Below are 12,104 nucleotides of genomic sequence, written 5' to 3' on the forward strand. Positions count from 1 at the left end.
CCGTGACCGCTGAGAAAGCCCCCAGCCCCGAGCCCACCGTCCCGGCCGGCCGGCCGGGCGCCGTGCTCGCCCTGGCGACCGTCGGTTTCGCCCTGAACTTCTGGGCGTGGGCCCTGCTGAGCCCGCTCGCGCCCCGGTTCAAGGAGGCCCTGGGCCTGAGCGCGTTCCAGCAGGCGCTGCTGGTCGCGGTCCCGGTCGTCGTCGGCTCGCTGGGCCGCATCCCGGTGGGCGCCCTGACGGACCGCTACGGCGCCCGCGTCATGTTCCCCGTCGTGTCCTTCGCCACGATCGTGCCCGTCCTCTACCTCGGCCTGTGGGGCACCACCTCCCTGGTGGGCCTGCTCGTGGGGGGCTTCTTCCTCGGCATCGGCGGCACCGCCTTCGCCGTGGGCGTCCCGCTCGTCAACTCCTGGTTCGCCCCGAGCCGTCGCGGCTTCGCGATCGGCGTCTTCGGCGCCGGCATGGGCGGCACCGCGATCAGCGCCCTGACCACCGTGAAGCTGGTCGACGCCGCCGGCATCGCCGCCCCGTTCGTCATCACCGCGATCGCCCTGGCCGCCTTCGGCGTGCTGTCCGCCGTGGTGCTGCGCGACGCCCCCGGCCGCCAGGCGCCCACCGGCAGCTTCACCCGCCGCCTGCGCGCCACCGCCGCCCTGCCGATCACCTGGCAGGCCGCCGCCCTGTACGCCGTCGGCTTCGGCGCCTACGTCGCCTTCAGCGTCTACCTGCCCGCCTACCTGAAGACCGGGTACGACCTGGGCCAGACCGACGCCGCCAACCGCATGGCCGGCTTCGTCGTCCTCGCGGTCGTCATGCGCCCGGTCGGCGGCTGGCTCTCGGACCGCCTGCACCCCACCAAGGTCATGCTCGCCGCGTTCGCCGTCGTCGCCGTCGCCGCGACCGTGCAGTCCGCCACCCCGAGCCTCGCCCCGGTCGGCACCATCGCCTTCCTGTCGATGGCCGCCGCCCTCGGCGCCGCCAGCGGCGCCACGTTCGCCCTCGTCGCCCTGCTCGCCCCCGCGGACAAGGTGGGTTCCGTCACCGGTGTCGTCGGCGCGGCCGGCGGCCTGGGCGGGTTCGTCCCGCCGCTGCTCATGGGCTCCCTGTACGGGATCTACGGCTCGTACACGCTGGCGCTGCTGCTGCTGGCCGGTGTGGCCGTCGGTGCGCTGGTGCTGGACGCGACGATCGCCCGCCGCTCCGGCGGCACCGGACGCCCGGGGCGCCGGGAGCGCTCCGAGCGGGGTCGGGGCACCGCGCTCGCCTGAGCGCAGCACCGGCCGCGCGCCGGCACCGAGGGGCGGCCCACCCGGCGGGGGTGGGCCGCCCCTCGGCCGTCCCGCCGGAGGCGCCCCGCGGGACCCGGGGACGCGCCCTAGCGGTCCTCGCCCAGCTTGCTGGCGAACACGGCGGCCTGCGTGCGCCGCTCCATGCCGAGCTTCGCCAGCAGGCTCGTCACGTGGTTCTTGATGGTCTTCTCGGCCAGGAACATCCGCTCGCCGATCTGCCGGTTCGTCAGCCCCTCGGCGATGTGCTCCAGCACGGTCCGCTCGGTGGGCGTCAGCGCCGCGATCCGCGGGTCCGTGCGCTCCCCGGCGCGCATCCGGTCCAGCACCCGCGCCGTCACCGCCGGGTCCAGCAGCGACTGGCCCGCCGCCACGGCCCGCACCGCCTGCAGCAGGTCGGACGAGCGCACCTGCTTCAGCAGGTACCCCGCCGCCCCCGCCATGATCGCCGCGAAGAGGGCCTCGTCGTCGTCGAACGACGTCAGCACCAGGGCCTTGATCCCCGGGTCGTCCGAGCGCACCTGCCGGCACACGTCGATGCCGGAGCCGTCCGGCAGCCGGGCGTCCAGGACCGCCACGTCGGGCCGCACCGCCGGGATGCGCCGCAGCGCCTCGGCGGCCGTCGACGCCTCGCCGACCACCTCCAGGTCGCCCTCGGACTCCAGCAGCTCCCGCAGGCCGCGGCGGACGATCTCGTGGTCGTCGAGGAGGAAGACGCGCACCGTCACGCGGACACCGTAGCCCTGCGGCGGGACCTTCGGCCCTGTCCCGGGCCCACCGGTGCACCGATCCTGGAAGCATGACGCCCCCTCCGACCGCGCCCGCCGAGACGGGCGTCCTGCTGCCGCTGACCCCCGCGGAGTGCCTGGAGCTGCTCGCCACCCGCCCCTTCGGGCGCCTGGTCCTCACCCACCGCGCCCTGCCCGTCGTGCTGCCGGTGAACTTCCTCCTCGACGACGGCGCCGTCCTGCTGCGCGTGCGGCCCGGCTCGGCGCTGTCCACCGCGGCCGGCGGCGCGGTCGTCGCCTTCCAGGTCGACGACATCGACGACGCCACCCGCACGGGCTGGAGCGTGACCGTGGTGGGCCGTGCCGACGTCGTCGGCGACGTGCTGCGCCGGCGGGCGCTGACCGCCCTGGCCCCCTGGGCCGGTGGCGAGCGCGACCTCGTCGTGCGCATCGGGCTGGAGCAGGTCACCGGCCGCCGCCTCGCGCAGGTGCCCGTGCTGCCGGAGGCCGTCGCCTGACCCGCGGCCCCGCGACCGACCCCGCGACCCCGTGCGGCCCGCGACCCGACGGCGGCGGATGACCTAGCCTCGCGGACGTGGTGAGCAGGCAGACCCCCGCACCGGTCACGGGCCCCGACGGCGCCGCGTCCCTGTCCCGGTCGCGCCTGGACGTGCTCCTGCGAGAGCTCGTCGAGCGCGCCGAGGAGGTGATCGCCGCCGAGGACCGCCTGCACCGCCTCCTGGAGGGGGTGGTGTCCATCGCCAGCGACCTCAGCCTGCCGGACACCCTGCGTCGCATCACCGAGGTCGCCACCGAGCTGTCCGGCGCCCGCTACGGGGCGCTGGGGGTCGTCGGGCCGGACCGGGGGCTGTCGCAGTTCGTCACCGTCGGGGTGGACGAGGAGACGAGGCAGCGCATCGGGCCACCGCCGCGCGGGCACGGCGTCCTCGGCGTCCTCATCGAGGACCCGCGCCCCATCCGCCTGCACGACATCGCCGAGCACGCCAAGTCGTACGGGGTGCCGGCGAACCACCCCCCCATGTCCTCGTTCCTGGGGGTCCCCATCCGGGTCGGCGAGGAGGTCTTCGGGAACCTCTACCTGACCGAGAAGGCCGGCGGGGGCGACTTCACGCAGGAGGACGAGGACGTCGTCGTGGCGCTCGCCGCGGCCGCCGGCATCGCGATCAAGAACGCCGACCTGTTCGAGCAGACGCGCAGCCGCGAGCGGTGGCTGGAGGCGTCCACCGAGGTGACCGCGGCGCTGCTCGGCGGGTCCGGCGGCGCGCAGGCCCTGCACCGGGTGGTGGCGCAGGCGTGCGTGGCGGCCGACGCCGACGCCGGCGTGCTGCTGCTCGCCGACGCCTCGCCGGGGCTGCGGGTGGCCGCGGTCGCCGGGCGCGGCGCCGAGCACCTGGTGGGCCGGCGCGTGGACGCCGGGCCCGCCCTGGAGGTCCTGTCCGGGGCGGGAGCGCGCCTGCTGGCGCAGGCGGGGGAGCACCTGCCCGGGCTGGACGCGGCGGGCGGGCCGACCGCGCTGGCGCCGCTGTCGGTGCCCGAGCGCGACGCGCTGGGCGTGCTGGCGGTCGCCCGGCGCCGCGGTGCGCTGGAGTTCACCGGGGCGGAGGTCGGCATGGTCGGCTCCTTCGCCGGCCACGCCGCGCTCGCGGTGGAGTTCGAGCGGGCGCAGTCCGACCGGCAGCGCCTGGCCGTCTACGAGGACCGCGACCGCATCGCCCGCGACCTGCACGACCTCGTCATCCAGCGGCTGTTCGCGGTGGGCCTGGGCCTGCAGTCCCTGGGGCCGCGGCTGCGCGGGACCGGCGCGGAGGACCGCCTGGCGGCGTTCGTCGACGACCTGGACGAGACGATCCGGGAGGTGCGGCGCACCATCTTCTCCCTGCAGGAGCCGGACGAGGGCCCCACGGGGCTGCGCGGTGAACTGCTGCGGGTCGCCTCGGGCGCCACCGACCCGCTGGGTTTCGAGCCGCACCTGGCGCTGGAGGGACCGCTGGACTCCGCGGTCCCCGACGACGTGCGCGCGGACCTGCTGGCGGTGCTGGGGGAGGCGCTGGCGAACGTCGCCCGCCACGCCCGCGCCTCCCGCGTGGACGTGCACGTGGCCGTGGACGCCACCGGCCGCGAGCTGCTGCTGCGCGTGTCCGACGACGGCGTGGGCCCGGACCCGGACGCCTCGCCGGGTCACGGCACCCGCAACATGTCCGCCCGCGCCGAGCGCCTGGGCGGGGAGTGCGTCCTGCGCCCGCGCGAGCGCGGTGGCGCCGAGCTGCGCTGGCGGGTGCCGCTGACCTGAGCCGGTCGCCTCCCGCCCGCGCGGCCGGGCGAGGTCACCCGTGCGCGTGCGCGTGGTGGTGGCTGTGGTCGTGCGAGTGGCTGTGGTCGTGGTCGTGCGCGCCGACCGCAGGGTCGGTGTGCAGGCGCTCCCACTGCTCGCCGTCCAGAGAGGTCAGCGCTGCGGGGAACAGGCCGTTCTCCTCCTTCTCGATGTGCTCGCGCAGCAGGAACAGCAGGTCGGTCAGCCCGGACCAGTCCCCGCCGCGGCAGGCGGCGAACCCGGCGTCGAGGTCGTCGTGCTCCCGGCACAGGGCGTCGACGTGGTCGGTGAAGTCCGGGTCCCGGCGCAGCTCGGTGAACAGGCCGCGCTCCTCCAGGGCCGTGTGCGGGTGCAGCAGGCCCTCCAGGACGTCCAGCAGTTCCAGGGCGGCGGCGGTGTCGCCGGCGTCGACGGCGCGCTGCAGCGGGCCGCTGGCGTTGACGATGGCGTCGTGCTCGGCGTTGAGCTGACCGATGAGCGTGATGTCGCGGCATCCGCAGTAGCTGCACACGAAGAACCCCCCTGGTTGGTGCGGATCGGTCTCCCCGCGGAGATCGGCGCTCCGAGCAACCACTCTGCACGGGACGACAGGGCCTCGACCAGGGACGGAAGTCCCCTGCTCCCGGGGTGGGCGGGCGTGTCTGATGTGGTTCGAGGAACGCGGCGCGCCCGGTGGTGACATCCCATCGGCGAACCAATATGTTGCTCACAGTGTCAGGAGTTCACTCTCCGAGACGGGGTGTGTGCTGCTGGTGCGCCCGGTGGTCCAACAACGGCCGCCCGAAGTCCACCGACCGCGGGGCGAGGAGTTCCACCGTGACCGCCACGAACGACCGCAGCACCGGTGCCGGGTTCGACAGCGGCCTCTCCGAGGCCCTCGTGGGGACCTCGCGCTTCTTCCGCAAGGGTGAGGTCAGCGCCGACCTGCGCTCCCTGCACCAGGTGGGCGGGCGCGACGCCGACGCGTTCTACCGGGACCGCTGGTCCCACGACAAGGTCGTCCGATCCACCCACGGCGTGAACTGCACGGGCTCGTGCTCGTGGAAGGTGTACGTCAAGGACGGCATCATCACCTGGGAGGCGCAGCAGACCGACTACCCCTCGGTCGGCCCGGACCGCCCCGAGTACGAGCCGCGAGGATGCCCCCGCGGCGCCGCGTTCTCCTGGTACACCTACTCGCCCACGCGCGTGCGCTACCCGTACGTGCGCGGCTCCCTGCTGCAGATGTACCGCGAGGCCAAGAAGCGGCTGGGCGACCCCGTCCTGGCGTGGGCCGACGTCGTCTCCGACCCGGAGCGTTCTCGCGCCTACAAGGCGCAGCGCGGCAAGGGCGGCCTGGTGCGCGCCAGCTGGGAGGAGGCGACCGAGATGGTCGCCGCCGCCCACGTCCACACCATCAAGGAGCACGGTCCCGACCGGGTCGCCGGGTTCTCGCCCATCCCGGCGATGTCGATGGTCTCGCACGCGGTGGGGTCGCGGTTCATGTCGCTCATCGGTGCGCCGATGCTGTCCTTCTACGACTGGTACGCCGACCTGCCGGTCGCCTCGCCGCAGGTGTTCGGTGACCAGACGGACGTGCCGGAGTCGGGGGACTGGTGGGACGCCTCCTACCTGATCCTGTGGGGCTCCAACGTCCCCGTGACCCGCACCCCGGACGCGCACTGGATGACCGAGGCCCGCTACCGCGGCCAGAAGGTCGTCGTCATGAGCCCGGACTACTCCGACGCCTCGAAGTTCGCCGACGACTGGCTGGCCCCGCACCCCGGCACCGACGGTGCGCTGGCGATGGCGATGGGGCACGTCACCCTGAAGGAGTTCTTCGTCGACCGGCAGGTCCCGCGGTTCACCGACTACGTCAAGCGGTACTCCGACCTGCCGTTCCTGGTGACCCTGGAGCAGCGGGGCGACACGGTGGTGCCGGGGAAGTTCCTCACCGCCGCCGACCTCGGCGACGAGTCCGAGGAGGGGCACTTCAAGACCGTCCTCGTCGACGCCGCCACCGGACGCGCCACCGTGCCCAACGGCACGCTCGGCGACCGCTTCAGCGAGGCGGGCAAGGGCCGCTGGAACCTCGACCTCGGCGGGATCGATCCGTTGCTCACCCTGCACGAGCCCGCGGGTGCGACGAGGGTGGTCGAACTGCCGCGCTTCGACACCGCTGGCGGCGAGGGCGGCGTCGTGCGCCGCGGCATCCCCGTTCGGGAGGCCGGCGGCAAGCTCGTCACCACCGTCTACGACCTGCTGCTGGCGCAGTACGGCGTCGGGCGGGCCGGCCTGCCCGGTGAGTGGCCGGACTCCTACGACGACGCATCCTCGCCGTGCACGCCCGCCTGGCAGGAGCAGTTCACCGGCGTCCCGGCCGCGGCCGCCGCGAAGATCGGCCGGGAGTTCGCGCAGAACGCCGAGGACTCCGGCGGCCGCTCCATGATCATCATGGGGGCCGGGACCAACCACTGGTTCCACTCCGACACCATCTACCGGGCGTTCCTGGTCCTCACCACGCTCACCGGCTGCCAGGGCGTCAACGGCGGCGGCTGGGCGCACTACGTCGGGCAGGAGAAGTGCCGGCCGGCGACCGGCTGGTCCACGGTGGCGAACGCCCTGGACTGGCACCGCCCGCCCCGGCAGATGATCCAGACGGCGTACTGGTACCTGCACACCGACCAGTTCCGCTACGACCACTTCAAGGCCGACACCCTGTCCTCCGCCACGACCGGAGGCCTGCTGTCGGGGATGACCACCGCCGACGTCGTCGCCAAGTCGGCGCGCATGGGCTGGATGCCGTCGTACCCCACGTTCGACCGCAACCCGCTGGACATCTGCGACGACGCCGAACGGGCCGGGGTCCCGGTGCAGGACCACGTCGTGGAGGAGCTGAAGTCCGGGCGCATGCGGTTCGCGGCCGAGGACCCCGACTCCCCGGAGAACTTCCCCCGCGTCCTGACGATCTGGCGCGCCAACCTCCTGGGGTCCTCGGGGAAGGGCAACGAGTACTTCCTCAAGCACCTGCTCGGTACGGACGCATCGGTGCGGGCCACCGAGGCCGAGCCGCAGGACCGGCCCCGCGACGTCGAGTGGCACGAGGAGGCGCCCACCGGGAAGCTCGACCTCCTCCTGACCCTGGACTTCCGCATGACCAGCACCACGCTGTTCTCCGACGTGGTGCTGCCGGCGGCCACGTGGTACGAGAAGTACGACCTCAACACCACGGACATGCACCCCTACGTCCACTCCTTCAACCCGGCGATCGCGCCGCCGTGGCAGAGCCGCACGGACTTCGACGCCTTCAACACCATCGCGAAGGATTTCAGCCGCATGGCGGCCAAGCACCTCGGGGTGCGCAAGGACCTGGTGGCCGCACCCCTGCTGCACGACTCCCCCGACGAGATGGCCAACCCGCACGGGGTGGTGCGCGACTGGAAGCTCGGGGAGTGCGAGCCGGTCCCGGGCAAGACGATGCCCAAGCTGGTCGTGGTGGAGCGCGACTACGGTGCGGTCGCCGAGAAGATGGCATCCCTGGGCCCGCTGGTGGACACGCTCGGGATGCCGGTGAAGGGCCTGTCCTCCATCCCCGACCAGGAGGTGGAGTACCTGCGGCACAAGAACGGCACCGTCCGCAGCGGCGCGGGAGAGGGGCGCCCCTCGCTGGCCCGCGACGTGGACATGTGCGAGACCATCCTCGCGCTGTCCGGCACCACGAACGGGCGGCTGGCCACCCGCGGCTTCGAGAAGGTGGAGGAGCGCACCGGGGTCCGCCTGGCGGACCTGTCCGCCGAGCACGAGGGCAAGCTCATCACCTTCGCCGACACCCAGTCCCGCCCCGTCCCGGTCATCACGTCCCCGGAGTGGTCCGGCAGCGAGCACGGTGGCCGGCGCTACTCGCCGTTCACCATCAACGTCGAGCGGCTCAAGCCGTGGCACACCCTGACGGGGCGCCAGCACTTCTACCTCGACCACGACTGGATGACGGAGCTGGGGGAGAACCTGCCCGTCTTCCGCCCGCCGCTGAACATGCAGGCCCTGTTCGGTGAGCCCGCGCTCGGGGCACAGGGGGAGCTGGGCATCACCCTGCGGTACCTCACCCCGCACAACAAGTGGTCCATCCACTCGGAGTACCAGGACAACCTGCTGATGCTCAGCCTGTCCCGCGGTGGGCAGACCATCTGGATCAGCGACGTCGACGCCGCGAAGATCGGTGTGAGCGACAACGACTGGATCGAGGCGGTCAACCGCAACGGCGTCGTCGTGGCCCGCGCCATCGTCTCCCACCGCATGCCCGAGGGGACGGTGTACATGTACCACGCGCAGGACCGGCTCATCGACGTCCCGGTCGCGGAGACGTCCGGGAAGCGCGGCGGCATGCACAACTCGCTGACGCGGCTGCTCATGAAGCCCAGCCACCTCGTCGGCGGGTACGCCCAGCTCACCTTCGCCTTCAACTACCTCGGGCCCACGGGGAACCAGCGGGACGAAGTGACCGTCATCCGTCGCCGGAGCCAGGAGGTGCAGTACTGATGCGTGTCATGGCGCAGATGTCCATGGTGATGAACCTCGACAAGTGCATCGGGTGCCACACCTGCTCGGTCACGTGCAAGCAGGCGTGGACCAACCGTACCGGGGTCGAGTACGTCTGGTTCAACAACGTCGAGACCCGTCCCGGGCAGGGCTACCCCCGCCGCTACGAGGACCAGGAGAAGTGGAAGGGCGGCTGGGAGCTCAACCGCCGCGGACGCCTGAAGCTCAAGGCCGGCGGGCGGGCGAAGAAGCTGCTGACCATCTTCTCCAACCCGGTGCAGCCGTCCATCGACGACTACTACGAGCCGTGGACGTACGACTACGAGACGCTGACCAGCGCCCCCGTCCAGGAGCACACCCCCGTCGCGCGGCCGAAGTCCATGCTGACCGGCGAGGACATGAAGATCGAGTGGTCGTCCAACTGGGACGACAACCTCGGCGGCTCCCCGCAGCACGGGGACAAGGACGTCATGCTCCAGCAGATCGCCGACAAGGTGAAGCTCGACTTCGAGAAGACGTTCATGTTCTACCTGCCGCGCATCTGCGAGCACTGCCTGAACCCCTCGTGCGCCGCGTCCTGCCCGTCGGGAGCCATCTACAAGCGGTCCGAGGACGGCATCGTCCTCGTCGACCAGGACCGCTGCCGCGGCTGGCGCATGTGCGTGACGGGCTGCCCGTACAAGAAGGTCTACTTCAACCACCGCACCGGCAAGGCCGAGAAGTGCACGTTCTGCTTCCCCCGGGTGGAGGTGGGAATCCCGACCGTCTGCTCCGAGACGTGCGTCGGCCGGCTGCGCTACATCGGCCTGGTGCTCTACGACGCCGACCGGGTCCTCGAGGCCGCCTCCACACCCGGTGACCAGGACCTCTACGAGGCGCAGCGGCAGGTCTTCCTCGACCCGAACGACCCCGAGGTGATCCGCGAGGCGGAACGCGCCGGCATCCCGCGGGACTGGATCACCGCGGCGCAGCGCTCGCCCGTCTACCGGCTCATCAACGAGTTCAAGGTGGCGCTGCCCCTGCACCCGGAGTACCGCACCATGCCCATGGTCTGGTACATCCCGCCGCTCTCGCCGGTGGTGGACGTCGTGCGCGACACCGGTCACGACGCGGAGGACGGGGGGAACCTCTTCGCGGCCATCGAGGCGCTGCGGATCCCCGTGGAGTACCTCGCCGAGCTGTTCACCGCCGGGGACGTCGGTCCGGTCAACGCCGTGCTGCACCGGCTGGCGGCGATGCGCGCCTACATGCGCGACATCAACCTGGGCCGCGCGGCGGACGAGGGGATCGCCGAGAAGGTCGGCATGACGGGCGGCGAGGTGCAGGAGATGTACCGGCTGCTGGCGATCGCCAAGTACGACGAGCGCTACGTCATCCCCACCGCGCACGCCGAGCAGGCCCACAAGCTCGAGGAGCTCGCCACCGAGTGCAGCCTCGACTACGACGGCGGCCCGGGCATGGGCGGGTGGGGGCCCTTCGGGGAGAGCTCCGGCGGGACCACTCCCATCGCCGTGGAGAACTTCCACATGCTCAAGGAGCGGCAGAACGCCGACTCCATGACCAGGCCGTCGGAGTCGGGGCGGGTCAACCTGCTGAACTGGGACGGCAAGGGACGGCCCTCGGGACTGTTCCCGTCCCGGGACGGCTCGCGCGGTGCTCCCTCCGAGGCCGGGACGGGGCAGGAGCCGGGGGACCCGGGCGTGACGGAGCCGAAGCCGTGAGGCGCCGTCAGACCGGCCCCGCACCGGTGCAGCCGGCCGAGGCGGCCACCGCCCGGCAGGCCGCCTCGCTGCTGCTGGCGTACCCGGAGCAGGACCTGCTGGACCGGTTGCCCCTGCTGCGCGCGGTCGTCGCCCCGCTGCCGGTGGCGCTGGCGGGACCCCTGGGCCGCTTCCTCGACCACGTCGAGACGACGCCGCTGGAGCAGCAGCAGGCCGAGTACGTCGAGGTCTTCGACCTGCGCCGCCGCTGCTGCCTGTACCTGACGTACTACGCCCACGGCGACACGAGGAAGCGGGGCATGGCCCTGCTGAAGTTCAAGCACCTGTACTCCCGGGCCGGGATGGTGCTCGACGACGGTGAGCTGCCCGACCACCTCGCGGTGGTCCTGGAGTTCACCGCGCTGGGCGACGCCCGGCGCGGGGAGCGGCTGCTCGGCGAGCACCGGGCGGGGCTGGAGCTCATCCGCCTGTCCCTTCAGGAACGCCGCTCGCCGTACGCGCACGTCCTGCGGGCGGTGTGCGCGACGCTGCCCGCCGTGCGGGCGGAGGACCGCGAGGCCGTGCTGCGCCTGGCGGCGCAGGGCCCGCCGAGCGAGGACGTCGGGCTGGACCCGTACGGGGAAACCTCCTTCGCGCCGCCGGAGTTCATGCCCCCGCTCAGCCCTCCACCCGGCGCGAAGACCCTGCCCGTCACCTCAGGAGCGACCCCGTGAACGTCAGCGCCACCGACCTGGTCCTCTGGCTCGTCGTGCCGTACCTGTGCCTGGCCGTCTTCGTCGTCGGGCACTACTGGCGCTACCGGTACGACAAGTTCGGGTGGACCACCCGTTCCTCGCAGCTGTACGAGCGCCGGCTGCTGCGCTGGGGCAGCCCGCTGTTCCACTTCGGCATCCTCGCCGCGCTCGGCGGGCACGTCATCGGCCTGGGCATCCCCGCGTCGTGGACCGAGGCCGTCGGCATCACCGAGCACGCCTACCACTTCGTCGCGGTCTCCATCGGTGCCGTCGCGGGGTTCTGCACCCTGACGGGGCTGGCGATCCTCATCTACCGGCGCCGCACCGTCGGCCCGGTGTTCTCCGCGACCACCCGCAACGACAAGTTCATGTACGTCGTCCTCACGGCGACCATCCTGTTCGGCATCAGCAACACCGTGCTCGGCAACGTCATCGGCCAGGCGTCGGACTACCGCACCACCGTCTCGCCGTGGTTCCGCAGCATCTTCTACTTCCAGCCGAAGCCGGAGCTGATGGCCGAGGCGGGCATCGGGTACCAGCTGCACGCCCTGTCCGCGTTCCTGCTCTTCGCGATCTGGCCCTTCACGCGCCTCGTGCACGTCTTCAGCGCGCCGATCGGGTACTTCACCCGCCCCTACATCGTCTACCGCAGCCGCACGCCGCAGCTCGGCAACCGCGCCACCGCCCGGGGCTGGGACCGGACGGACCAGAAGGCGCGGCGCTGAGCGGAACCCGCTGCCGTCGGCGCACCCCGAGGAGGGCACCCCACCGTGGTCACCGGATCCGCT

The 12,104-nt window shown here is 72.5% G+C and carries 9 protein-coding genes; 7 read left to right on the forward strand and 2 right to left on the reverse strand.

The window, feature by feature from the left end; all coding sequences use genetic code 11:
* Positions 1-2 precede the first annotated feature (2 nt).
* Positions 3-1,268 carry an MFS transporter gene (locus V9U69_RS09595; RefSeq protein WP_337061472.1) on the forward strand — a complete coding sequence of 422 codons (1,266 nt, stop codon included), beginning with the start codon at positions 3-5 and terminating at the stop codon, positions 1,266-1,268.
* A 107-nt stretch (positions 1,269-1,375) separates the two neighbouring features.
* Here V9U69_RS09595 and V9U69_RS09600 read toward each other — a convergent pair whose 3' ends face one another.
* A complete protein-coding gene (locus tag V9U69_RS09600) occupies positions 1,376-2,014 on the reverse strand; it encodes a response regulator transcription factor (protein WP_337061474.1) in 639 nt (212 codons plus the stop codon).
* A 71-nt stretch (positions 2,015-2,085) separates the two neighbouring features.
* On the opposite strand from V9U69_RS09600, the gene V9U69_RS09605 reads away from it, so the two are divergent.
* Together V9U69_RS09605 and V9U69_RS09610 are read left to right on the forward strand one after the other, a co-directional pair.
* Positions 2,086-2,532, forward strand: coding sequence for a pyridoxamine 5'-phosphate oxidase family protein (locus tag V9U69_RS09605; protein WP_337061476.1), 447 nt, complete (start codon positions 2,086-2,088; stop codon positions 2,530-2,532).
* Between the two features lie 80 nt (positions 2,533-2,612).
* Positions 2,613-4,325, forward strand: coding sequence for a sensor histidine kinase (locus V9U69_RS09610; protein ID WP_337061477.1), 1,713 nt, complete (start codon positions 2,613-2,615; stop codon positions 4,323-4,325).
* 34 nt (positions 4,326-4,359) lie between these two features.
* Here the strand turns inward: V9U69_RS09610 and V9U69_RS09615 are convergent, their stop codons facing one another.
* The gene (locus tag V9U69_RS09615) at positions 4,360-4,857 is read right to left on the reverse strand and encodes a hemerythrin domain-containing protein (protein ID WP_337061479.1); all 498 of its coding nucleotides are present in this window, start codon (positions 4,855-4,857) and stop codon (positions 4,360-4,362) included.
* Positions 4,858-5,162: 305 nt separating this feature from the next.
* Between V9U69_RS09615 and V9U69_RS09620 the strand changes: the two genes are divergently transcribed.
* Genes V9U69_RS09620 through narI form a run of 4 tightly spaced genes read left to right on the forward strand, consistent with a single transcriptional unit; the run spans position 5,163 to position 12,041 of the window.
* On the forward strand, positions 5,163-8,861 hold the full coding sequence (locus V9U69_RS09620) for a nitrate reductase subunit alpha (RefSeq protein WP_337061480.1): 3,699 nt from the start codon (positions 5,163-5,165) through the stop codon (positions 8,859-8,861).
* Positions 8,861-10,582, forward strand: a complete 1,722-nt coding sequence (narH, locus tag V9U69_RS09625) for a nitrate reductase subunit beta (protein WP_337061482.1) — start codon at positions 8,861-8,863, stop codon at positions 10,580-10,582. The genes V9U69_RS09620 and narH overlap by 1 nt, the downstream gene beginning before the upstream one ends.
* The gene (narJ, locus tag V9U69_RS09630) at positions 10,579-11,295 is read left to right on the forward strand and encodes a nitrate reductase molybdenum cofactor assembly chaperone (protein WP_337061484.1); all 717 of its coding nucleotides are present in this window, start codon (positions 10,579-10,581) and stop codon (positions 11,293-11,295) included. Before narH ends, narJ begins: the two co-directional genes overlap by 4 nt.
* A complete protein-coding gene (gene narI / locus V9U69_RS09635) occupies positions 11,292-12,041 on the forward strand; it encodes a respiratory nitrate reductase subunit gamma (protein WP_337061485.1) in 750 nt (249 codons plus the stop codon). Before narJ ends, narI begins: the two co-directional genes overlap by 4 nt.
* Positions 12,042-12,104 lie beyond the last annotated feature (63 nt).

This window comes from Kineococcus sp. G2 (assembly GCF_037154035.1).
Lineage (GTDB): Bacteria > Actinomycetota > Actinomycetes > Actinomycetales > Kineococcaceae > Kineococcus.